Origin of the sequence: Parazoarcus communis SWub3 = DSM 12120 (assembly GCF_003226565.1) — a bacterium.
GTDB lineage: Bacteria > Pseudomonadota > Gammaproteobacteria > Burkholderiales > Rhodocyclaceae > Parazoarcus > Parazoarcus communis.
Genome location: NZ_QKOE01000007.1, coordinates 160,249 through 184,362, shown reverse-complemented (window position 1 = coordinate 184,362; position 24,114 = coordinate 160,249). Strand labels below are relative to the sequence as shown.

Annotated in this window: 16 protein-coding genes, 2 tRNA genes and 2 pseudogenes; 9 read left to right on the top strand and 11 right to left on the bottom strand. The window is 61.5% G+C overall.

The genetic code is table 11. The features are described from left to right. Positions 1-260 precede the first annotated feature (260 nt). The gene (locus DNK49_RS23920; RefSeq protein WP_133255102.1) at positions 261-1,421 is read right to left on the bottom strand and encodes a hypothetical protein; all 1,161 of its coding nucleotides are present in this window, start codon (positions 1,419-1,421) and stop codon (positions 261-263) included. Positions 1,422-1,618: 197 nt separating this feature from the next. Between DNK49_RS23920 and DNK49_RS12245 the strand changes: the two genes are divergently transcribed. Continuing rightward, positions 1,619-2,941, top strand: a complete 1,323-nt coding sequence (locus tag DNK49_RS12245) for an ISL3 family transposase (RefSeq protein ID WP_110524910.1) — start codon at positions 1,619-1,621, stop codon at positions 2,939-2,941. 45 nt (positions 2,942-2,986) lie between these two features. On the opposite strand, the gene DNK49_RS12240 is transcribed toward DNK49_RS12245, so the two are convergent. Beyond that, complete coding sequence (locus tag DNK49_RS12240) at positions 2,987-3,223, bottom strand: hypothetical protein (RefSeq protein ID WP_110524903.1); 237 nt, start codon at positions 3,221-3,223, stop codon at positions 2,987-2,989. Between the two features lie 362 nt (positions 3,224-3,585). Further along, a pseudogene (locus DNK49_RS24645) lies at positions 3,586-3,783 on the bottom strand (IS91 family transposase); the annotation flags it as partial. Positions 3,784-3,785: 2 nt separating this feature from the next. Here DNK49_RS24645 and DNK49_RS12230 point away from each other — a divergent pair. Together DNK49_RS12230 and dtd are read left to right on the top strand one after the other, a co-directional pair. Next, a pseudogene (locus DNK49_RS12230) lies at positions 3,786-3,920 on the top strand (tyrosine-type recombinase/integrase); the annotation flags it as partial. Positions 3,921-5,227: 1,307 nt separating this feature from the next. Next, positions 5,228-5,674, top strand: coding sequence for a D-aminoacyl-tRNA deacylase (dtd, locus tag DNK49_RS12220; RefSeq protein WP_110524898.1), 447 nt, complete (start codon positions 5,228-5,230; stop codon positions 5,672-5,674). A 28-nt stretch (positions 5,675-5,702) separates the two neighbouring features. Here dtd and DNK49_RS12215 read toward each other — a convergent pair whose 3' ends face one another. Further along, positions 5,703-7,616 (bottom strand): putative bifunctional diguanylate cyclase/phosphodiesterase, encoded by a 1,914-nt coding sequence (locus DNK49_RS12215; RefSeq protein WP_110524896.1) that lies wholly within the window; start codon positions 7,614-7,616, stop codon positions 5,703-5,705. A gap of 260 nt (positions 7,617-7,876) precedes the next feature. Here DNK49_RS12215 and mnmC point away from each other — a divergent pair, with 260 nt between their 5' ends. From mnmC to DNK49_RS12195, 4 genes are all read left to right on the top strand, one after another. Further along, positions 7,877-9,817 carry a bifunctional tRNA (5-methylaminomethyl-2-thiouridine)(34)-methyltransferase MnmC2/FAD-dependent 5-carboxymethylaminomethyl-2-thiouridine(34) oxidoreductase MnmC1 gene (gene mnmC / locus DNK49_RS12210; protein WP_110524894.1) on the top strand — a complete coding sequence of 647 codons (1,941 nt, stop codon included), beginning with the start codon at positions 7,877-7,879 and terminating at the stop codon, positions 9,815-9,817. Positions 9,818-9,848: 31 nt separating this feature from the next. Next, positions 9,849-10,787 carry a sodium-dependent bicarbonate transport family permease gene (locus DNK49_RS12205; RefSeq protein ID WP_110524892.1) on the top strand — a complete coding sequence of 313 codons (939 nt, stop codon included), beginning with the start codon at positions 9,849-9,851 and terminating at the stop codon, positions 10,785-10,787. Between the two features lie 3 nt (positions 10,788-10,790). Then, a complete protein-coding gene (locus DNK49_RS12200) occupies positions 10,791-11,102 on the top strand; it encodes a P-II family nitrogen regulator (RefSeq protein ID WP_110524890.1) in 312 nt (103 codons plus the stop codon). Between the two features lie 90 nt (positions 11,103-11,192). Continuing rightward, complete coding sequence (locus DNK49_RS12195) at positions 11,193-13,211, top strand: sensor domain-containing diguanylate cyclase (RefSeq protein ID WP_110524888.1); 2,019 nt, start codon at positions 11,193-11,195, stop codon at positions 13,209-13,211. Here DNK49_RS12195 and gltX read toward each other — a convergent pair. From gltX to thrC, 4 genes are all read right to left on the bottom strand, one after another. After that, a complete protein-coding gene (gene gltX, locus DNK49_RS12190; protein ID WP_110524886.1) occupies positions 13,202-14,599 on the bottom strand; it encodes a glutamate--tRNA ligase in 1,398 nt (465 codons plus the stop codon). The genes DNK49_RS12195 and gltX overlap by 10 nt on opposite strands. Positions 14,600-14,696: 97 nt before the next feature. Then, a tRNA-Val gene (locus DNK49_RS12185) sits at positions 14,697-14,771 on the bottom strand. Positions 14,772-14,822: 51 nt separating this feature from the next. Beyond that, positions 14,823-14,897: transfer RNA gene (locus tag DNK49_RS12180), tRNA-Val, on the bottom strand. Positions 14,898-15,149: 252 nt separating this feature from the next. Further along, positions 15,150-16,598 carry a threonine synthase gene (thrC, locus tag DNK49_RS12175; protein WP_110524884.1) on the bottom strand — a complete coding sequence of 483 codons (1,449 nt, stop codon included), beginning with the start codon at positions 16,596-16,598 and terminating at the stop codon, positions 15,150-15,152. A gap of 221 nt (positions 16,599-16,819) precedes the next feature. Between thrC and pabB the strand changes: the two genes are divergently transcribed. Continuing rightward, a complete protein-coding gene (gene pabB, locus DNK49_RS12170) occupies positions 16,820-18,631 on the top strand; it encodes an aminodeoxychorismate synthase component I (RefSeq protein WP_110525001.1) in 1,812 nt (603 codons plus the stop codon). A gap of 108 nt (positions 18,632-18,739) precedes the next feature. Here pabB and DNK49_RS24985 read toward each other — a convergent pair whose 3' ends face one another. Both DNK49_RS24985 and parA read right to left on the bottom strand, forming a co-directional pair. Continuing rightward, a complete protein-coding gene (locus DNK49_RS24985) occupies positions 18,740-19,693 on the bottom strand; it encodes a hypothetical protein (protein ID WP_110524882.1) in 954 nt (317 codons plus the stop codon). Then, positions 19,693-20,346, bottom strand: a complete 654-nt coding sequence (gene parA, locus DNK49_RS12160; protein ID WP_110524880.1) for a ParA family partition ATPase — start codon at positions 20,344-20,346, stop codon at positions 19,693-19,695. Before parA ends, DNK49_RS24985 begins: the two co-directional genes overlap by 1 nt. A gap of 196 nt (positions 20,347-20,542) precedes the next feature. On the opposite strand from parA, the gene DNK49_RS12155 reads away from it, so the two are divergent. Then, positions 20,543-21,814, top strand: coding sequence for an O-acetylhomoserine aminocarboxypropyltransferase/cysteine synthase family protein (locus DNK49_RS12155; protein ID WP_110524878.1), 1,272 nt, complete (start codon positions 20,543-20,545; stop codon positions 21,812-21,814). Positions 21,815-22,052: 238 nt separating this feature from the next. Here the strand turns inward: DNK49_RS12155 and DNK49_RS12150 are convergent, their stop codons facing one another. Continuing rightward, on the bottom strand, positions 22,053-24,095 hold the full coding sequence (locus DNK49_RS12150; RefSeq protein WP_110524876.1) for a sodium:solute symporter family protein: 2,043 nt from the start codon (positions 24,093-24,095) through the stop codon (positions 22,053-22,055). Positions 24,096-24,114 lie beyond the last annotated feature (19 nt).

Here is a 24,114-nt window from a genome sequence, read left to right as displayed (position 1 = left end):
TCCACGCCACAAGCTGCCGAAGGGCCGACTTCGGCTGATCAGCCAGGGCTGACCATCAGGCGGCGGAAGCGCTCCGAAAGCCACCGGCCCGTTGCGGCCGTCCAGCTTTGAGGGAAGCTGTCGTTCAACATCGTGGTAAATGGCGTAATAGGACAGCATCAATGGCACATAAAATGGCGAAGTCATGCGCCATTGATGCGGAGACTATTGTGTCCATTTTGACCGCTTTGTTATGTGACTCTCTTGCTGCTTCAAAATTGTTATAGTCTAAAATCACTTGGCAATCTTACTTTAGGCGAGTCATGTAGACGACTAATTATGTGATGTCCCACGGTATTGCCTTCATTCGTCTTGGTTTCTATAGGAGTAGTAAGTATAACTGCGGCCAGTGAAGTATTTTGTTTCATCCAATTATCTATAGCATTAACCGCAGGAGATAAATCAATCGAATTTCTGCGATTAATCTTAAGCCGCAGATCTATAAAAACTATAGCTGGGTTAGAACCGCTGACCTGCTTTTTGGCGCTTCTCAGTCTATCCTTAATGCCTTCCTCTCTTCCTCTCAAGGTGCTCCCCCCGAATAGGCACTCAAGAAAGAATCCTGAGTTTGGCGTTACTCCGCTTGGCCCCTTATGAAATAACATTTCTACTCTATGAAAAGCTGACGGAAACTGAGGATCTGGCGTGTCGGCTTGTATTCCATATGGACTGTCAATAACATCTATAGGGCTTACGACAACATGGACGGAATCAATTTCTTCTCTAATCAATTTTCCTGGCTCAACCTTTTTGAGAAAGCCTACAATTTTTTTAATGTCTGTATTATTTACCAGCTCTTTATCAGAAAAAACCTCTATCATTGCGGATTGCTTTTTCCGATGAAATATTTTCTGCACCTGAGGGTAAAGTTGGTTCCAGACTGCATCTTGTATTAGTTCTACTTGCGTCTTACCTCGTTGCTTGCATTCGACTTCTACACATCCATCTACCAATAGATCAGGCCGCTTCTCCCCTTTTACCTCAGCAATAAAATCTACTTTATGCCCCAGAGAGAGTAAAATTGAAGCTGATACAAATTCATATAATGTACTATTTTCTTGAGTAGTGTCTAGTGTCTTTAGCTTTTCAATTTTCTCATCTACGCCATTGCAAAATGCATTCGAAGCGCTGGTAACATTGTTGGCGATATAACAGAGTCTAAGAAGACTCCATTCATCGGTTTTGTCAGAACCAAGAGTCGGAATGACGTTCCCAAGAAGAGAAATAATAGTTCCAAATTCCTTTCCGCGATCATTATACTTTTTGGATTTATCTCTTTCCTTATAGAACCTTTCTAGCTGTTTATTTACCCATTCGACTCCCAATATCTCTTGAAATTCCCGGATAAGCCGCTCTTGATCTGGAGATGCTTTAATATTCATTTATTTATGCCTTGAACACATAACGATTAAGCCAAGGGGCCGCGGAACGCGGTCCCAGCGAACGAAGTGAGCGATTTGAGCGCATTGTTATGCGAGACTTCGCGAGGCTCTATGCCGTTTCCAGTGGAAATTGACAGATCAACAAACATGACGATCGGTGGTACAACCGCCTGACACTGACACCTACCTCGCCCCCCATGAGCAACCAGATCGAAACCCTCTTCACCACTGCACTTGGCCTGCAGCCGCCGTGGCACGTCGCCAAGGTTGAACTCAACACGGGCAAGCGCCGGATCGACTTCGAGGTCGAGCACACCGGCAAGCGTGCGACCTGCCCGGCATGCGGGGTCGAGCATCAGGTGATCCATGACCGCGTGCGTCGGAGCTGGCGCCACCTTGATTTTTTCCAGTTCGAGGCCTGGTTGCATGCCGAGGTGCCGCGGGTGCAGTGCTCGGGATGCGGCAAGACCACGCAGTTGCCGGTGCCGTGGGCGCGCGAGGGCAGCGGCTTTACCTTGTTGTTCGAGGCGCTGGGCTTGTCGCTGTGCCGGGAGCTTCCGGTGCGCCAGGCCGCCAATCACATGCGGGTAGCGGCCAAGCGCTTGTGGCGGCGAGTTCGGCACTATGTCGAGGTGGCGCGCGCCAAGGACGACATGTCGGGCGTGCGCCACGTCGGCATCGACGAGACCAGCGTCAAGCGCGGGCACCAGTACATCACGGTCGTGCATGACCTGGCGGCCAAGCGTTTGCTGTTCGCCTGCCCGGGCCGTGACCATCAAACCTTGGCAGCCTTCGCCGACGACATGCGGGCGCACGGGGGTGATCCGGCCATGATCGAACACGCCTACATCGACATGAGCGCGGCCTACGCCAAGGGGATCAGTCAGTCGCTGCCCAATGCCCAGATCAGCTACGACCGCTTTCACGTTATTGCGCTGGCCAACACGGCCATGGATGAGGTGCGCCGCGAAGAGATGCGCAGCTCGGCCGCAGCAGTGCGTGAAGCGGTCGGCGCACAGAGCAAGAAGACCCTTCGCGAGTTGCTGTGGGGCATGCGCAAGGACTCGGCGAGTTGGACCCGCGCGCAGTTCGAGGCGATGCACTGGCTGCAGCGCTCGAACCTGAAGAGCGCACGCGCCTGGCGACTCACGCAGGCCCTGCGGCTCGTCTACAGCGAGGCGCGAGCCAGCAACAGCGAAGAGCTCGCCCAAGGGGCGCTGAAGAAGTGGATGAGTTGGGCGCGGCGCTCGCGACTCGAACCGTTCAAGCGCCTGGCGACCACGCTCAAAGGGCACCTCCGTGGCGTGGTGCGAGGCATGCTCGATGGGCGCAGCAATGCCTACGTCGAGGCGATGAACGGCCTGCTGCAGAAAGCGAAAGCCGCCGCCCGAGGCTTCCGTGACCCCGAGAATTTCATCGCGATTGCCTATCTGCGCATGTCCAAGCTCGAGCATCTACCGCAGAACCCCTTGGTGCCAGCCGTCGCCCGCGACTACGGGCGCTACCGTCATGTTTGTTGATCTGTCAATTTCCACTGGAAACGGCATAGAGCCCTTCGCGAGTGCCTATTTTAACTCGCCCCAAATGTAATTTTGCTCTTTGTCCCATAGCTCAATTTCGTTGCCTTTGAGTTCGCCCCAGATGTAATTCTGCTCTTTATCCCAAAGCTCTATCTTGCCTCCCTTTAATTCGCCCCAGATATAGTTTTGTTGGCGGTCCCACAATTCTATTTTGTTGCTGCTGTCTAATTCACCCCAAATGTAATTGCTGTTGCGATCCCAGAGTTCTATTTTCCTTTTCATGTCATACACCTATCTGTTTTAGATTCGCATAACGAATAGGGTTTATGCCTCGCGGCACGCAGGCGGATTCGGAGTGGCTGTGCATGTCGCGAGGGATAAACCTTGTTGGACTGAACCGCCGGGAAAGCGGTGCTACTGGGGATTCTACGCCCGGCTCATGCGCACTGGATAGAGCAAGTCAGTGCCGCAGCGATCCGGCATGCTTGATTGGTGGCGGAGCAGCGCGCAGTTGCCTGTCCTGACCCACATGTCCCCCGCGCCACAGGACATCGAGCGGGTTTCGGGCGCTGATACGGCCAACGCACGCAGGGGCAACCGAGCACGGTTGTCGTGAGCGCAGCGAGATCTGAAACTACCCCTTTTCATGACGGCCCATCCCGGCACCGTGGGGCCGGGGCGAACACGGCGATGGGGTGCCAGCGCCCATGCAAACAGTACGTGCAACGACAGGGGTCGTGGCCGCTGACCCGGGCGAGGAAGGCTTCGGCCGCTTCGATGGCCATCGGTTGCGGTTCTGGCATCTGTAGCGCCGCCCGTGCGGCCGCTAGCCGAGCCCGCTTGTGGTTACGACATTCGAACCGTGCAGGATCTGCTCGGCCATTCCGACGTCTCCACGACGATGATTTACACGCATGTGCTGAAAGTCGGCGGTGCCGGAGTGCGCTCACCGCTTGATGCGCTGCCGCCCCTCGAGTGAGAGGTAGGGCAGCGCGAGTCACTCCTGGCGGATTCACTACCCGTGCGCGAAGGCCATCGGTGCCGCATCGAACGGCCGGTTGCGGAAAGTCCCCCTGCGTCCGCTGATGGCCGATAGCTGACGATCCGTCACGCCGGCTCAAACGGCCGTTCAGGCCGAGGTTCAGGCAAGGAACAACCAGTCCTTATGACCACCCGCCCTTCGATGCGGCAGGCAACCAAGCAAGAGCAACAACGGTTCTATGGCAGTCCCTCCCCAACGACGCCAGCGGCTACCAGACCATCACCGCCGCCGCCCCCCTGCGTCTTGCACGAACCAACCCGAACGGCTGCAAAGACCTATCCATGACCTCACGCCGATGCTCCGCCCAGACGAAGTGGGGCTTCAGCTGGCCTACGGGTCGAAAAATGGGGCGCCCAGGGAGCACACAGAATCAAAAACTGCCTCAATTCCGTGGATTGGAGCCACAAAACCCTATACCTAGGCCCTAAACAGCTTTTTTGTATCCACAACTTGCCCCATTTTTTCCACGGAATGCCCCTTTTTTTCCACGAAATTGGCTAAACCTTCCACACCACCGTTTCACCCCATTTGCATTTATTTCTCTGCTAATATCTTCTTTATTGTTGATTTATAAGAAAAAATAAGAAGAAAGGCGAAGAAAAAGACCTTCCACGGTTTCCACAACTTGTAAGCTATGTAACTGAATGTATCCACGGATGTTTACCCCCAAACCGTGGAAATTGTGGAAGAGCGATCATCGTAAGCCATTGTTTTTATTACACCCACCTACAAACCGGTGGATATCCACGGTTTTGAACGGTGAATCCGTGGATGACTGAACACCCCTGAAACCCTAGCGGTTACTGGATTTCTTCGATTCCATTCGCATCGTTCCACGGAAAACCGCCATTTCTCGCTGTGTGTGTGCCCCCCAGCCGTCTCCATCACCCGCTAGCGCTTGACACTCAAGGAACATTTATGGCTATCGTTTCTGAGCCTGCCTGCGCCGCTTACCTGGGGGCCTGCATAGGGCTTATCCCCTACGCAGGTGAGCAGAAAAGGGAGACAACCTACGTCCGCCTCTACCGCGTCGCCGCCTTCACCGAAACCGGCAGTTCTGGCGACGCTTGCGCGGGGGTACTTTTGGGGGTACATTCTTAAAAAGAATTCCATGAATTCGTTTGTATCCAACAACTTACCTTTAAACTCCCTATGCCGCAGATGCGTCCGGAGTAAGCGGCGGGTTTCATCCATGCAGCCCGCAGTGCGCAAGCCCTGCGGGTTTTGTTTTTCGGGAAGACGGCATGCTCGCAGTATTGCAACGCGTATCGGAAGCAGATGTCCGCATCGACGGCGAAAGTGCCGGCCGGATCGGCCATGGGCTGCTGATTCTGCTGTGCGCCGAACGGGGCGACACCCCTGCCGAGGCGGATCGATTGCTGGGCAAGATCCTGAAACTGCGCATCTTTTCGGATGAGGTGGGCAAGATGAACCGCTCGGTTCAGGACGTGGCCGGCGGCTTGCTGATTGTCAGCCAATTTACCCTGGCGGCGGACACCAGTGGTGGCAACCGCCCCAGCTTCACCGCTGCTGCGCCACCCGCCGAGGGTGAAGCGCTATACGACTACTTTGTGAATCAGGCGCGGCAACGCCACCCCCAGGTCGAAACCGGTCGCTTTGGAGCCGACATGAAGATTCAGCTGATCAACGACGGTCCGGTGACGATTCCGCTGCGTATCACGGCCACCTGATACCGCAACGACCGGCACCCGGTCTCGCTCAAGCGACGTTGGAAACGACAGCCGTCGGCGCACCCGACAGGAACGCCGCTTCAAAGGATGCGGCCGGCAGAGGTTTGCTGAAGTAATAGCCCTGGCAGACCTCGCAGCCGGCGGCCTTCAGCCAGTTGAACTGCTCCACATTCTCCACACCTTCGGCCACCACCTCGTAGCCCAGCCGGTGCCCGAGCACGATCATCGCGGTCACGATTGCCGCTGCATTGCGTCCGGCTCGCAGATTGTGGGCGCCCCCCAGGCTGGAGATGAAGGTCTTGTCGATCTTCAGCGTATCCAGCTCAAGCAACTGTAGGTAGGACAATGACGAGTAGCCCGTGCCAAAGTCATCCAGCGCAATCCGGCAGCCCGCCTCGCGCAGCGCATGCAGCGCACGCAAGGCCGTCCCCTCGGGATTGAGCAGCACCGACTCGGTCACTTCAAGCTCGATCGACGCCGAACCCACACCATGACGCGAGATGGCGGTCAGAACCTCCAGATCGACCGCGTTACGCAGAAACTGCCGGGTGGACAGGTTGATCGACATGCGCAAGCCATGGTGTCCCAGCTTGCCCCACGCGGCCAGCTGGGCAACGGCACTGTCGATGACCCAGCGCCCCAGCGGCATGATCAAGCCGGTTTCTTCAGCCAGATGGATGAACTGGTCTGGCGGGATCATCTGCTCGCCATCCTGCCAGCGCACCAGCGCCTCGGCACCGACCAGCCGCCGGTCGGCGAAATGACACTGCGGCTGAAAATGCAGCAGCAGCTCGCCGTTCTCAATCGCCCGACGCAAACGCCCCTCCATGGTCACCCGGGCGCTGACCCGCTCGCGCATGCTGGATTCGAACAGCCGGACTTCGTTGCCGCCGCTGGACTTGGCCGCATACATTGCAATATCGGCACAGCGCAACAGGCCGTCGGCGTCCTGTGCATCCTGCGGATACAACGCAATGCCAATGCTTGCGGTGATCTGGATCTCGGACCCCTCCACCGTCACCGGCTGGGCAATCATCTCCAGCAAGCGACGCGCTACCGTCACCGCCTCGGCCTGACCATAAAGCCCGGGCAAGACCACGATCAGCTCGTCGCCGCCCTGGCGCACCAGCAAATCGTAAGCCCGGAGTGCGGCCGGCAGCCGTTCGGTCATGGCAACCAGCAAGGTGTCGCCAAACACATGGCCGCGCGTGTCATTGACGTTCTTGAACCGATCCAGATCGATGAACAGCACCGCCAGTTGCTGCGATCCGCGATCGGCGGCCGCGATCGCCGCGGGCAGGCGCTCCATCAGGCTGCGGCGATTCGGCAGACCGGTCAGCTGATCATTGAGTGCGAGGTCGCGGATCTGCTGCTCACGCACCATGCGCTCGGTGATGTCCGACACCGATCCGGCCATCTGTACCGCCACGCCACGCCGGTTGCGCAGTGCCATGCCACGGGCCGCCAGCCAGCGGTACTCGCCGTTGGATGCCAGTACCCGGTACTCGCAATAGAAATGGTCGGTCAGCCCCTTGAGGTGCGCCGCCACGCTGCGGTTGTAGCGCGCGCGATCTTCCGGATGCACGATATTGAGCCAGGCATGGGTATCGGCCAGGAAGTTGTCTTCGTAGCCCAGGATGCCGAGCAGCCGCTTGCCGACCTTGAGCCGCTTGCTGACCGGATCCCACTCGAACACGCCATCATTGGCGCCCTCCATCAGCAGCATCTGGGCACGTTGCGAACGACGCATCGACAACAGTGCAGTCAGCGTCAGCGCCAGGGCGAGCACCAGCAGGCCGATAATGCCCAGGGTGACGCCTGCCGGCGCATGTCCGCCGCGCGCCAGCAGCACCCCCAGCGCCCCAGCTGCGGCCAGAGACAATACCGCCGCGATGATGCAGCGGGATTGGGCGATGCGTTGTGCCAACCAGACCTTACGCATGCGCTAGCACCGTGCGAGGTCGGCAATCCTGCCCGGATATCGTGCAAAGGGGAGTCTCAAAGCCCTTCTCTCTTATACTTTAGTTATAGTGAAGTATTCCACAGACCAGACTTGGGGCAAACCGGAATCGAACGCCACAGCCCGAGTTTTTGGGATTCTTCGCAAACGCTATAACATAGCGCACTGCCTGTCTCCACCGCAGCACACTTGATCACACCTTCGCCACAAAGGCCACCACAGCGGTGTGCTTCCAACGCGCCATGCCCATCGAACCCGCCCGCTTCCGCCTGACCGAAGACGGTACGCCCTACTCCGACAGTTTTGGCGATGTTTACCACTCCAGCGACGGCGGCGTGGGCCAGGCGCATCATGTCTTTCTTGCGGGCAATGGTCTACCCGAAAGGTGGCGGGGCCGAGCACGATTTGTCCTGCTGGAGACCGGTTTCGGCCTGGGGCTGAATTTTCTCGCCACCTGGGCCGCCTGGAGAGCCGATCCGGACCGGTCGGCAAGCCTGCATTTCGTGTCCTGCGAACTGCACCCCTTCTGCCTGGAAGACCTTCGCACCCTGCATGCACGCTGGCCGGAGTTTGCCGGACTTGCGGCCGAACTGCAGGCAGCGTGGCCCGGCCCGGTGCCCGGGGTGCATCGCATTCACCTCGACCAGGAACGCGTCTGCCTGACCCTGTACCTTGGCGATGCACGCGACGGCCTGGCCAAGCTGTCGGTCAGCGCTGACGCGCTGCTGCTGGATGGCTTTTCGCCGGCCTGCAATCCGGACCTATGGTCACCCAAGATCTTTCACCTGCTTGCCGCCCGCGCTGCACCGGGTGCCACACTGGCCACCTGGTCGGTTGCCGGCGACGTGCGCGAGGGCTTGCGCCGCGCCGGGTTCGAGGTCGAAAAGGCCCCCGGTTTCGGTGGTAAGCGCCAGATGTTGCGCGGCCGCCTGTTGCGTCAGACCCATGCTTCCGATCAGGCAGGGGCATTGGCAGCACCTTCGTCTGCGCCCGTGGCAACCCCTCACGCCCTGGTGATCGGTGCGGGCATTGCCGGCACCTCGGTTGCCGAACGGCTTGCCGTTCGTGGCTGGCGACTTGAGCTCGTCGACGCTGCCGCCGGCCCCGGCCAGGGCGCCTCCGGCAACCATGCGGGGGTATTGCGCCCACTGCCCAGCCTGGACGACAACCGCATGAGCCGCCTGACCCGGGCCGGCACGCTTTACGGCTGGCGGCATATCCGCAAGCTCATCGCCCAAGGACATGCCATCCGGGCCGACGCAGGAGGCGTGCTGCACCTGGCACGCGACGTCGCGCAGCAGGACAAGATGCGTGCAGTGGTCGAACGGCTGCAACTGCCACCGGAGTTGCTGCGGTTTGTTGACGCCGACGAAGCCAGTCGCATCGGCGGCTGGCCAGTCGCTACCGGCGGCTGGTATTTCGCCAACAGCGGCTGGGTGCAACCCCCCAGCCTGTGCGCCGCCAACCTTGCGGCACACCCCGGGCAGATCACACGGCATTTTGCACACAAGGTTGCCGATCTGGTCCGTGAGGGGACGCACTGGGTTGCGCGCGACGCGGCCGGCAAGCCCCTGGCTGCCGCACCGGTTGCCATCCTCGCCGCCGGGACAGGCCTGACCGGATTTCCACTGGCTTCGGCCATTCCGCTGGTCAGCGCGCGCGGTCAGGTCAGTCTGCTGCGGGCCAGCGACGCCAGTCCACCCAGGGTGGTGATGTGCCGGATGGGGTATGTCACCCCGGCCATTGACGGCCTGCGTTGCGCCGGCGCCACCTTTTCGGTCGATGACGACGCCACCGGCTTGCGCGCGCTGGATCATCAGGAAAATCTCGACAAGCTGGAGGCCATGCTGCCCGGCTATACCCACAACGTCGAACCGGATCAGCTCGATGGCCGGGTCGGGTTCCGCCCTGCCTCGCCCGACCGCCTGCCAATGATCGGTGCCGTCCCGGTGCCCGGCACGGTGGCGGCAGGAACCCCGCTGGCGGATGTTCCACGCCATCCCGGGCTGCATGTCCTGTCCGGCTTCGGTGCCCGCGGTCTGGTGTGGGCCGCGCTCGCAGGAGAACTGCTTGCCGCGCAGCTCAATGCGGAACCTTTGCCACTGGAAACAGACCTAGTCGCGGCTGTCGATCCGGCGCGCTACCTGCTGAGGCCGGCGCGGGTGATGGCCACCGACGACTGAACAACTTCAACAATAAATAACGGACTCGCTCATGGACGCCATCGCCCTTTTTTTCGTGCTGGGATTCCTGGCACGGCTCGCCCGCTCGGACCTCAAGCTGCCCGCACAACTCTACGAGGCCCTGTCGATCTACCTGTTGCTTGCCATCGGACTGAAGGGCGGCATGGAGCTTGCCCGCCAGGATCCGCTGGCGGTGCTGCCCCAGGCTTCGGCAGTGATCGTGCTCGGCATCCTGATCCCCTTGATCGCGTTCCCGATCCTGTACAAGCTGGGCCGATTCGACCGCTTCAATGCGGCCGCCATTGCCGGCCACTATGGCTCGGTCAGTGTGGTCACCTTTGCCGTGGCGGTGGATTACCTGATCGCACGCGATATTCCTTACGAAGCCTATCTGCCCCTGTTCCTGGTATTGCTGGAGATGCCGGGTATCGCCGTTGGCGTGCTGCTGGCCCGACTGGGCGGCAACATGCGTGAAGTACGCTGGGGCTCGCTGCTGCACGAGATCTTTCTTGGCAAGAGCATGGTACTGCTTGCCGGTGGCCTGCTGATCGGCTGGGCCGCCGGACCAGACGGCCTGAAGCCGCTGCAGCCTTTCTTCTTTGATCTGTTCAAGGGAGCGCTCTGTCTGTTCCTGCTGGAAATGGGGCTGGTGGCCGCAGGCCAGGCCGGCGCCCTGCGTAGCAGTGGACTGTTCCTGGCGGGCTTTGCACTGGGCATGCCGGTCGTGTCCGCGCTGCTGGGCATCGTGCTTGGCGCGGCCATCGGATTGTCTGCTGGCGGCACCCTGCTGCTGGCGACCCTGGCTGCGAGCGCTTCCTATATCGCAGCGCCCGCTGCCATGCGGATCGCGGTACCGGAGGCCAACCCCGGGCTGTCGATCACTGCAGCACTGGTGATCACCTTTCCCTTCAACCTGCTGCTGGGCATACCGCTATACCACCGCCTGGTCAGCCTGATCCATGGAGGCTGAAACATGCCCAACACCCATCCTTGCAAACTGGTCGTACTGATTACCGAACGCGCCCTGGAAGAAAAGCTCTCGCGGGATGTCATGCGCCTGGGCGCGCACGGCTACACCGTGGCCGACGTTCGCGGCCGTGGCAGCCACGGCGACCGCAGCGGCACCTGGGACGCCGACCGCAGCATCCGCATGGAAATCCTGTGCGATGTTTCCACTGCCGTCACCATCACCACCCATGTCGAGGCCACGTACTTTCGCCACTATGCCATGGTCGCCTTCGTGGCTGATGTGGGCGTCCTCAGGCCTGAAAAATTTGCGGGATAAGCTGACAAATATCACTTTTGGCGTAAATGACAGTTCGCATGATGCATGGAGAGGCCTAGAATGGTGGCCAGTCAAACGGACATTTGAACCGTGAGCTACCGATCGGTCGTGCTGATTGCAAGCCTGCTGGTTGCAGCGATATTCGCCGCAGTAGGTGCCTTGTCGCTGAAGCAACTGGACGACCAACTGGACCTTCAGTTCGAACAGGAGGCTGTCCGGCTGGAGAGCGTCTATCGGGCCGCGCTCGGCGAACTCGAGCAACAAGCGATATCACTGGCATTTGGCCTCGCATCCGATGCCGAACTCCGCCGCCTGACCGCACAAGGCACGCAAGCCAGACAAGCGGGCGACCTTCAGGTGGCGGAGGCTGCACACACCCAGCTCCTGCGCAAGATGCAGTCGCAGTGGATCGAGCTTTACCGCCACAACGACCTGCGCCAGCTGCAAGTGCTGACCACCCCGGATCTGCGCTCCTTGCTGCGCATGCACGCACCTGACGACCAGGGCGACAGCCTGATGGAGCTGCGGCCGCTGCTTCGTGCCGTCCAGGCCGACCGCATACCCCGCAGCGGCTTCGAAATCGGCCGCGCATACGCTGGCGTGCGCGGCGCAGTACCTGTCACCCACCCGGATGCGGAGGGCAATCCATTGCATGTCGGCACGCTCGAGGTTGGCATCGGCATGAGCGACCTGATCGACCGCCTCAGCCATCGGCTGGATATCGGCATTGCCGTGCTGCTGCGTGCCGAGGCCGTCACCGATGCCATGTGGGAGAGTTATCGCCCCAACAGCGCGCCAAGCAAGCGCAACCAGTGCTGCTATCTATTGACCGCAACGGGACCGCAGGCTGCCGAATGGCTGGAGGCCGGTGAATTGAAACCCACCGCGGGCAAGCAGGCTACCCCCTTGCTGGAATGGAAGGGGCGGACGTACCACCTGATCCGTTTCGGCTTTCACGACTATCTTGGCAGCCTCGACAGCAACCGGCCCCCGATCGGTTCCGTGGTGATCTGGAAGGATGTCACCCACTTGCTGCTTGCCCACGAAAACGAGCGGTGGGAGCTGATCCGCACCGCCCTGTCCGGCCTGGCGTTTGTGCTGGCCCTGGTGCTGATCCTGTCCAAGCTCAGCCGCAGGGAGTGGCGTCGCCAGCTGGAGACCCAGACCGAAGCACTACAAAAGCTGTCGCGGCACAACAAACTGTTGCTGGAAACCGCTGGCGACGGCATCTATGGTGTCGACCGCAACGGCCACGCCACCTTCATCAATCGGTCTGCACTGCAGATGCTGGGCTACCGCGCTGATGAGGTCGTCGGCCACGATCAGCACCAGCTCTTCCATCACAGCCACAGGGACGGCTCACCCTACCCCAACGCACTCTGCCCGGTTCAACAGACGCTGGCTGACGGCAAGCGCCGCGTCTGTGAGGACTGGTTCATCCGCGACACCGGCGAGCATTTTCCGGTCTCGATGACTGTTGCGCCGATCAATGAGCATGATCATCGCGAAGGCGCAGTGGTGGTGTTCCGCGACATCACCGATTACCGGCGCCGCCAGGACGAACTGATCCGTCTTGCCACCACCGACCCGCTGACCGGTGCCGGTAATCGCCGGCATTTCCTGTCGGCACTGGAATCCGAACTCGCCCGCCTGCGCCGCAACGGGCACCCCGCTTCGCTGCTGATGGCGGACCTGGATCATTTCAAGAACGTCAACGACCGCTACGGCCACGCAGCGGGCGATGCGGTACTCAAGCACTTTGTCGCCATTGCCCGCAACACCCTGCGTCAGACCGACCTGATCGGGCGCCTTGGCGGCGAGGAGTTCGCGATGCTGTTGCCGGGAGATGACATCAAGGGGGCGACAGAAACTGCCGAGCGTCTGCGCGGCGCGCTGGAAAACAGCGCGGCAGAGTTCGGAACGCTACGGATTTCGGTAACCGTCAGCATTGGCATCACCGAACTGCAGCACACCGATGAAAACACCGATGCGCCGCTACAGCGTGCCGACGAAGCGCTCTACGCCGCGAAGACAGGCGGGCGCAACCGTGTTTCGACACCGCTGCCCAGGCTGGATGACAAGGCTGCAGCCACCCCCGGTCAGAGGTAGCGGTTCAAGCGTGCCAGCACGCGCGCCTGACCCAGCACCTCGAGCACCGCATCGATCGACGGCGTCTGTGGCACACCGAGCACCGCCACCCGTAGCGGAATGGCGACCTGCGGCATCTTCAGGCCGTGCTCGGCCATGGTGTCCTTGATCGCCTGATTGAGCGCCGGCTTCTCCCACGCCGCGCCTGCCAGACGGGCAGCAAGGCTGCGCAAGGCAGCACGCGCTGCCTCGGTCAGATGCTGGGCCACCACCTCTTCGGCCGGATGAACGTCAACACAGAACAGCTCGGCGGCATCGGCCAGCTCGTTCAGGTTGGATGCACGGTCCTTGTACAGCGCAACCACGGATTCCAGCGCCGGCCCTGCTTCGGGGTCCACTCCGCGCCGTGCCAGACGGCTGGCCACCTCACCCGCCAGGCGGGTATTGTCCGCCTGCTTGATGTAGTGCGCGTTGAGCCAGTTGAGCTTCTCGGTGTTGAACTGTGCCGCCGACGGGGTGATGTGGTCGAGATCGAACCACTCGACAAACTGCTCACGGCTGAACACCTCGTCGTCGCCATGGCTCCAGCCCAGGCGCGCCAGATAGTTGATGACGGCTTCCGGCAGATAGCCGTCGTCGTCATACTGCATCACACTGACCGCACCATGCCGCTTGGAGAGCTTGGTACCGTCACTGCCAAGGATCATCGACAGGTGCGCATACTGCGGCACGGTGGCCCCCAGCGCCTTCAGCACATTGATCTGACGCGGCGTGTTATTGACGTGATCGTCGCCGCGGATCACCTGGGTAATGCCCATGTCCCAGTCGTCCACCACCACGCAGAAGTTGTAGGTGGGCGTTCCGTCGGCGCGGGCAATGATGAAGTCGTCGAGTTCGGCGTTGGAGATCTCGATGCGCCCTTTCACCAGATCGTCCCAGGCAACGCTGCCCTCGGTGGGGTTACAGAAGCGCACCACCGGCTGCACACCCTCCGGCGGTGTGGGCAGCGTCTTGCCAGGGGCCGGACGCCAGCGACCGTCGTAGCGGGGTTTTTCCTTGCGCGCTTCCTGCTCGGCACGCAGGGCGTCCAGCTCTTCCTTCGAGGTATAGCAGTAATAGGCGGTGCCCGCCGCCAGCATCTGCTGGATCACGTCCTTGTAACGATCCATGCGCTGCATCTGGTAGAACGGACCTTCGTCGTGGTTCAGCCCCAGCCATTGCATGCCATCCAGGATCGCCTGTACCGCCTCGGGGGTGGAGCGCGCGACGTCGGTATCTTCGATCCGCAGGATGAACACGCCCTGATGACGGCGGGCATAGGCCCATGAAAACAGCGCAGTACGCGCGCCGCCGATGTGAAGATAGCCAGTGGGGCTGGGGGCAAAACGGGTACGGACGGTGGCGGTCATCAGATGCAATCCATGAACAGTCCGGGGTGGCGCGACACCGCGAACGACAGCAAAAAATAAAAAACCCCGCCGTCGAAACGACGTCGGGGTTGGATTCTGGTGGGCGGTACTGGGATCGAACCAGTGACCCCTGCCGTGTGAAGGCAGTGCTCTACCGCTGAGCTAACCGCCCGGTCAGCAGGGTTGTACCCTCTGCCGGAACATTTCGCAGAACACCCACCGATGGTGGGCGGTACTGGGATCGAACCAGTGACCCCTGCCGTGTGAAGGCAGTGCTCTACCGCTGAGCTAACCGCCCATCTGCGAAAGAGCGCGGATTGTAGAAGGCCAACCCGCTGCCGTCAATAGCCGGGATGCACTCAGCCATGGACGCACCACCGCCACCCCCCGGCGGGATTTCATCCCGCCCTACCAAACCCCACGCAGCCAAAACCCGGCGATTCAATCCTTCACCATCAATCCCACTCACCCAAAGCCCGACGTAGGGCGAGGTGACAACCCCGCCGGAACAGGCACCACATCCAAGCCTGCCAGGCAACACCCATCTGGTTCAGACGCGCTCGACGATGAAGCGCTTGATCTGTTCCAGATCCGGCGCCATCACTTCGACGCGTTGCGGCAGCGCCTCCAGGCCTTGCAGGTCGGCGGGCACTTCGGGGTCACGCCCGAGCGCCTCGCGGATGGTTTCGGCGAACTTGACCGGCAATGCCGTCTCCAGCACCAGCACCGGAACGTCCGCCGGAATCGTCTCGATCTGCTCCCAGGCCACCTTCACGCCATCGGCGGTGTGGGTGTCGATCATGACCCCGTACTGCTCGAATACCTTGCCGATGGTGGCAAGACGGTCTGCATGGCTGCTGCTGCCAGACGCAAAGGCAAAGTCACCGATGCGGGCAAACTCGGCCGATGCGGAAAGGTCGAAGGGGCGGCCGGCATCGACCTCGGTCCACAGTGCGGCGACCTTACGGGGATCGCGACCGACCAGGTCGAACACAAAGCGTTCGAAATTGGAGGCCTTGGAGATGTCCATCGACGGGCTGGAGGTGACCCGCGTCTCGGCTGTCTTGCGCGGACGATATACCCCGGTGCGGAAGAACTCGTCGAGCACGTCGTTCTCGTTGGTGGCGAGGATGAGCTTTGCCACCGGCAAGCCCATCATGCGGGCGATGTGGCCGGCGCAGATGTTGCCGAAATTGCCCGAAGGCACGCAGAACGCCACCTGCTGGTCGTTGGACGTGGTGGCCTCGAAGTAGCCTTTGAAGTAATACACCACCTGGGCCGCAACGCGCGCCCAGTTGATCGAATTGACCGCACCGATCTTGTACTTTGCCTTGAATTCGAGATCGTTGGACACCGCCTTGACGATGTCCTGAGCATCGTCAAACATGCCGGTCACGGCAATGTTGAAGATGTTTTCATCCTGCAGTGAATACATCTGCGCACGCTGGAAAGCACTCATCTTGCCATGCGGCGACAGCATGAACACCCGCACGCCCTGCTTGCCCCGCATTGCGTATTCGGCTGCCGATCCGGTGTCGCCCGAGGTGGCCCCCAGGATATTGATGCTCTCGCCACGCTTGGCCAGCACGTACTCGAACAGGTTGCCGAGCAACTGCATGGCCATGTCCTTGAACGCCAGGGTGGGGCCGTTGGACAGCTCCAGCAAACCCAGACGCCCCTGCTCCAGCCAATGCACCGGCGTGATTTTCGCAGTGTCGTCGCCCGGGCGGGCGTGACGATAGACGTCGGCGGTGTAGGTCTTGTCACAGATCGCCTTCAGGTCAGCCGCCGGAATATCGGTAATGAAGCGCGACAGGATCTCGAAGGCCAGCCCGGCGTAAGACAGCGAGCGCCACGCATCGAGCTCGGCACGGCCGATGCGTGGATAGCTTTCCGGCAGGTAAAGCCCGCCGTCCGGCGCCAGACCACCGAGCAGGATGTCGCAGAATTCGGGATTGGCGGGCTGGCCGACATGGCCGCGGGTGGAGATGTACTTCACGGAACGATCCTCGAGACAGCGGTTGGGTGCGCACTGACGCGCAAGAGGCGAGAGTTTAGCAGGGCGGGCGGATGATCGCATGCGGCGGGCGGGTCCATGCATCCTGAACCCGCCCGGCACTGCGCGCGACAAGCAAAGGCGCGCCAAAACCGACTGGGCGCGCAGGTAGAATGCTGGCGGCACTCACCTCCGCCCCGCCCCCAAACCTCTCCCGCATCCGCATGCCCCTCACCCCCCCGCCCGCTTCAGCCGAGTTTGCCCTTTTCGACAATCAACTCGAAGGCCGTGACCTGTGGCTCGAGGGTTTGGTCGACAAAAGGATCTGCCGCGACGGCGCCGAGCTGCCAGCCTGCCTGGCGCAGATCGAGGCCGCATCGACAGCCGGTCACTGGATTGCATTGGCCGCTGCTTACGAGCTGGGCGAGGTGCTGGAGCCCCGGCTGCAACGCCGCGGGCACCCACCGGCCCCCGCCGCCGGATGCGAGCCTCCTCCACTGCTGACCGCATGGATCTTTTCCACCGGCAGATACCTGGACCGGGTGGACTCGGAGGCGCACCTCGACGCACGGCTCCAGGCACTGCCGGAAGAAGAGCGTGTTGCCGGCATTGCCAACCTGAGCGTGGGCATCACGCGTGAGCACTACCTGCAGGCCATTGATCGCATACGTGCGCTGATTCATGCGGGCGACTGCTATCAGGTCAACTACACCTGGCCGCTGCACGGGCAACTTTATGGCGCGCCGCTGGCGCTCTACCGCCGCCTGATGCAGGCGCAGCCAGTGGCGCACGGCGGCTTTGTGGCCGACTCCGGGCAGGCCATCCTGTCACGCTCTCCGGAGCTGTTCGTCGAGCGTCGCGGGCAACGGCTGACCTGCCGGCCAATGAAGGGGACCTCGGCACGCAACACCGACCCCGAGGCCCTGCAACAGTCGCCCAAGGACCGTGCCGAAAACGTGATGATCGTCGACCTGATTCGCAACGATCTCGGCCGCCTGGCACCAAGCGGCGGCGTCCGCGTCACCGCCTTGTGCGAGGTCGAGGCCTATCCGACGGTGTGGCAGATGACATCGACTGTCGCTGCCGAGCCCGTGCGCGCCGGGCTGCACACCATCCTGCGCGCGCTGTTCCCCTGCGGTTCAGTGACCGGCGCACCCAAGATCCGCGCAATGGAGATCATCCGCGAACTCGAAACCTCCCCACGTGACCTGTATTGCGGCGCATTCGGCTGGATCGCCCCGAACGGCGACTTCAGCCTGAATGTACCGATCCGCACCTTGCGCATCGGGCCCGACCGGCGTGTCCGTCTGAATGTCGGCAGCGGCGTGGTCGCCGATTCCGACGGTCCGTCCGAATGGGCCGAGTGCCTGTTAAAGGCACGCTTCACCAGCCGTCTGCCGCCCCCATTCGGTTTGATCGAAACCTTGCGCTGCGAGGCTGGCCAGACCACACCCTACCCCTTGCTCGCACGCCATCTGGCCCGGCTCGACCAATCGGCCCGTGCGCTTGGGCATCGTTGTGACATTGATGCCGTTACGCAAGGCCTGCAGGACCGTGCCGACACGCTGCCAGCCGGCACGCACCGGGTCAGACTGGAATTGAGCGCCGACGGTAGTCTCCGGATCGATAGCGAAGCACTCGCCGAGCTCGCCTCAGGCCCTCATCGGATGGGCATCAGTCACGAGCGGGTCATCAGCACCAACCCGCTGCTACGGCACAAGACCACCTTGCGCGCACGCTACGACCGGGTGCTGACGCAGGCGATGGCGAGGGAGCAGTTTGACGCCCTGCTGCTCAATGAAAGTGGGGAACTGGTCGAAGGTGCTCGCAGCAACCTGTTCGTCGACCGTGGCGACGGCATGCTGCTGACCCCACCGCTGGCATCTGGGGCACTGGATGGGGTTCTGCGTCGCGAGCTGATCGAAACCGGCCGGGCGATCGAGGCCCCGCTTTACCCGGCAGATCTGGAACAGGCGGGCACGATCTACCTCGGAAATGCCTTGCGCGGGTTGATCGTCGTCGAACTCGAGCGGTAAAACTGGACCGTCGGTCGTGCCCAGCCTCCCGCCCCGTTGAGCAGGCACTGGAACAGGGGGCCAGGCGTCTCGAAAGGCGGTCAGAACCGACCCACCAGACTTCCTGACTTACTTCTTGCCCTTGCCCTTGGGCACGACAGGCAACGCATCGAGCACCGCAACCAGTTCATCGACCGTGCGCTGGGTCAGCAAACGCAGGCCTGCACGCAGCACTTCAGACTTGGTGGATAGACGACCCGCCTTGGCCAGCGCAGTACGCAGGTTCTTCAGGTCGGCATGTTCGGTCTTGGGCATCGAGAACGAATCGCGCACCACCTTGCCCGGCTTTTCCTTCTTGGCCTCCACCACCAGAGCCTTGACGGGGGCAGACACCGGAGGAATGACCTCGACAGCGGCGACCTTGGCCTTGACCGGCTTCACCACCTTGGGCGCTGCCGAGCTTGCAGCCGCCTTCTTGGCCGCCGCCGGCTTGCTGGCAGTGGATGCCTTGGTTGCAGCGACTGCCGGCGCAGTTTTAGCCGCCGGGACCGGGGCTTCCGGCTTTTTGGCCTTGGATGCCGTCGCAACTTGAGTCGCCGGCTTGGCTGCGGCGGGCTTGGCTGCGGCGGGCTTGGCTGCGGCGGGCTTGGCTGCGGCGGGTTTGGCTGCAGTCGCTGCGGTGACCTTCGCATCCGGCACGGGAGCCGCATTTTCCTTTGCAACCGCCCCTGCCTTTGCAGCAGGTGCAGCGGCTTTCTTGACGACAGTTGCTGCACGCCTGGCAGGTGCCGCTTTCTTTGCCGGGGCCGCCTTTGCCGGGGCCTTGTCTGCGACCGGCTTCGCCCCCGAGTTCGCTGCGGGTTTCGCTGCCGGCTTCGCTGCTGACTTTGGTGCGGCATCAGCCTTGTCCAATGGCACCACGTCAGGCACCGCAATCTTTGCGGCTGCGGCTTGTGGTGCAGCCTGAACCACAGGTTCGGCCGCTACCGCAGCCATCACGTCTGGCAGACGCTCGGCAACTGATGCGTCTTCCTTCTGCAGCGTGGCGCGCAAAGCCGACTTGGTATTCTTGCTGTTACTCATCAATGACCTCCAATCATTTTCAGGACCGCCCCAACCAGGCGGTCCACTTCTTCACGGGCTGGGTCCGCCGCACGGCCCAAGCGGTAAACCGACCCCCCTTCAATCGCACTCTGCGCATAGGCATTGCGCTGACTCAGACCACCGGCCAGAACCGGTAAGGAGAATTCACGCAGGATCTCCAGCACGTCACTGGCCAGTGCGGTGCGTTGAATCCGGTTTGGCAACAAGGCCGCACGCAAACCCGGACGTCGTGCCATGGTCGCGACCACCAGACGCTCGACCGCACGGGTGGACCACAAGTCAGTCGGGCTGGGTACAACCGGGATCAGGACGATGTCGGCCACTTCAAGCACCCCGAGCGTATGCGGGTGCTCGATCGATGGAGGGCAGTCCAGCAATACCAGATCCGCATGACGCCCCATATCGCGCACACCGCTGGCAATGGCCTCTGTATCTCCCTGCACAGCGGCAACCATGGCCGGAAAGCCCTCGACACTGCCTGCCCAACGTAGGGCACTTTCCTGCGGATCCAGATCGCCAACCGCAATCCGGTAGCCGTTTCCAGCCAGGCCGTCGGCCAGTTGCATGGTGACCGTCGTCTTGCCTACACCGCCTTTTTGCGACAACAAGGCGATGACACTGCTCTGTTTCATGCTTCCTCCGTGCGGGGCCGTCAGTACCTGCCGGCTACGGCGCCCTTGGCTGTTCTGCATTCGGTAATACTTTATTATTTTGACCTCATCCTGCAGGTTGCGGCAAGTGTCGCCCTGTTACCGATTGATCGTGCGCATTCCGTGCGCCCCATGCTATGGCTATACTCCGCCCACTCATTCAAGAGGGGACATCCGCATGAAACTCGAAACCCTGGCCGTCCACGGCGGCTATTCACCCGACCCCACCACCAAAGCTGTCGCGGTTCCGATCTATCAGACCACGTCGTATGCCTTCGACGACACCCAGCACGGCGCAGACCTGTTCGACCTGAAGGTTCAGGGCAACATCTACACCCGTATCATGAATCCCACCACCGCAGTGCTGGAGCAGCGCGTGGCGGCCATGGAGGGCGGCATCGGTGCACTGGCAGTGGCCTCCGGCATGGCAGCCATCAGCTATGCGATCCAGACCATCGCAGAAGCCGGCGACAACATCGTATCGGCCGCGACCTTGTACGGCGGCACCTACAACCTGTTCGCCCACACCTTTCCGCAACTCGGTATCGAAGTGCGTTTTGCCGATTATCGCGATCCGGAGGCTTTCGCCCGCCTGATCGACGATCGCACCAAGGCCATCTACTGCGAATCGGTCGGCAACCCGCTGGGCAACATCACCGATCTCGCGCGCCTGGCTGAAATCGCACACAAGGCCGGCGTGCCGCTGATCGTCGACAACACCGTGCCCTCGCCCTATCTGTGCAGGCCATTCGAACACGGCGCCGATATCGTGGTGCATTCGCTGACCAAGTATCTCGGCGGGCATGGCAACTCGATTGGCGGCGTCATCGTCGATTCCGGCAAGTTTCCCTGGGCTGAACACAAGACGCGTTTCCGTCGCCTGAACGAACCCGACGTGTCCTACCATGGCGTGGTCTACACCGAGGCGCTGGGTGCCGCAGCCTACATCGCCCGCGCGCGCGTGGTGCCGCTGCGCAACATGGGTGCGGCCCTATCGCCGTTCAATGCCTTCCTGATCCTGCAGGGTATCGAGACGCTTGCGCTGCGCATGGACCGCATCTGCCAGAACACCGTGGCGGTGGCGGAATACCTGAAGAGCAGCGACAAGGTTAACTGGGTCAATTACGCCGGACTCTCCGATCATGCCGATTACGGGCTGGTACGCAAGTACATGGGCGGACGGGCGTCGGGCATCCTGTCGTTTGGCGTCAAGGGGGGCCTGGAGGGTGGCGCGCGGTTCCAGGATGCGCTGAAGCTGATCACCCGCCTGGTCAATATCGGCGACGCCAAATCACTCGCCTGCCACCCGGCTTCTACCACGCACCGCCAGCTTGGCCCCGATGAACTGGCCAAGGCCGGCGTGTCGGTAGACATGGTGCGGCTGTCGATCGGCATCGAGCATATCGACGATCTCCTGGTCGACCTGGAACAGGCCCTGGCTGCGGTGTAACGCGGCCGATCCACCATGCCGGTGCAACGGGCATCGGCATGGGCGGGGCCCTGTCGCCTGCCCACAGGAAGGCGCCCAGGAGGCTGTCGGACTTGAGCGATCGTAGCGAGCCGAGGGGAAAACGAGGACAGATTCGGCCATTTTCGAGGCGCATAGTCATTCCATGCAACGAAAAAACGGGCGGATATGGACCGTTTCTCCCACTGGCGCAGCAGATCGGCCTCAAGCCCTACAGCCCCTAGCCCAGTTGCGAGGGAGGGCCGCCGTTGGGCAACTGCGGGTAGCGGACGTAATCCACCAGATCCTGGATTTCCTGCGGTGGAGGTGGCGTCAGCAAGCTGACCACGATGATGGTCAGGAATCCCAGCGGAACACCAAACACACCCGCAGAGATCGGATTGATGTCGAACCAGCTGTTATGCATCGAGCCGCCAAAGAACGGATGCGTCTGCCAGACGTAGTAAAGCGTGACCCCCAGCCCGGCAACCATGCCGGTCACCGCACCGGCACGGTTGGCCCGCTTCCAGAAGATGCCCAGTACCAGCGCAGGGAAGAAGGCCGCCGCACCGATCGAAAATGCCAGCCCGACCATGAACAGGATGTTGTCCGGACGCATCGACGCGACCCATGCCGCAACCACGGCGACCACCAGCAACTGCGACTTGGAGATCACCAGCCGACGGTGGGTGGAGGCCTTGGGATTGACGACCTTGTAGTAGAAGTCGTGCGACAGCGCATTGGAAATCGTCAGCAACAAGCCATCGGCCGTCGACAGCGCAGCGGCCAATCCGCCTGCGGCGACCAACCCGGAGACCACATAGGGCAAGCCGGCGATCTCCGGCGTGGCCAGCATGATGACATCGGTGTTCATGGTCAGCTCGGCAAGCTGCAGGATGCCATCGCCATTGATGTCCTCGATCCGCACCATGCCAACCTTGCCCCACGAGGCCACCCAATCCGGCAGGATGGACAGGCTGGAGCCGATGACACCGTTGTACACCTCCCACTTGGCAAACACCGCATAGGCCGGCGCAGTGACATAGAGCAGGAAGATGAAGAACAAGGACCAGAACACCGAGCGCCGGGCCTCGACCACGCCCGGCGTGGTGTAGTAACGCATCAGGATGTGCGGTAGCGCAGCGGTACCCACCATCAGCACGAACACCAGCGCGAGAAAGTTGTTGCGCGCAATCGCTTTCTGTTCAGGGGTGTCACCCGGATGTGGGTCGGCATGCCGCGGCGGTGGCCGGGCGCGCTCCAGCGCGGCCACCCGGGCCTTCTCCCAGATGACCTTTGCCTCCTCAGGGGAGCGCGGCAGATCGCGCAAGGCCCGTTCGGTGAGCGCGATGTCGCGCGCGGCAGCATTCTCGAGCCGCATGGTATTGAGCCGGTCGATCAGCGCCCTGCGCTCGGCCTCGAGGGAGCCAGGCAGATCGGCGATCTTAGATGCGTAGTCCTGCGCCCGATACTTGTACTGCAGCCGTGCCTCGATCTCGCCCGGGGTTTTCAGCAACTCCTCCTCGCGCTCGGTCAGCTGAGCCAGCACGGTGCCATACATTGCCTGCGGCAAGGGAATGCCCGTCAGTTTGTACGACAGGATGACCACCGGCACCAGATAGGCAACGATCAGGATCACATACTGTGCCACCTGGGTCCAGGTCACCGCACGCATGCCACCAAGGAAGGAGCACACCAGAATGCCTGCCAGCCCGATGAAAAGGCCAATCTCGAACTCGACGCTGACAAATCGACTGGTCACCAGCCCGACACCGTAGATCTGCGCGACCAGATAAACGAAACTCGCAAGCACGGTGGCACCCAGACCCACCAGCCGCGCGACATTACCCTGATAACGCGCACCAAGAAAATCCGGAATGGTGTACTGGCCAAACTTGCGCAGATAGGGCGCCAGCAACAGCGCCACCAGCACGAAACCGCCGGTCCAGCCAGTGACAAAAGCCAGACCCTCGAACCCGGCAAAGTACAGCGTACCTGCCAGACCGATGAAAGAGGCGGCACTCATCCAGTCGGCCGCGGTTGCCATGCCGTTGAACACCGCCGGCACTCGACGCCCCGCCACGTAGTACTCGGACACGTCCGAGGTGCGGCTCATCACGCCGATGCTGGCGTAGATCGCAATCGTCACGAACAGGAAGACGTGGCCGATGACGTAGGGTGACAACCCCATCTGCTCACCGATCGCGAGCAGCAGCACGAAGAACAGGAAGGTACCGGTATACCAGCCATAGTAGCGCCGCAGCTGACGGGCAAAGGTCTTCATGGACGGCTCCCGTCAGCCT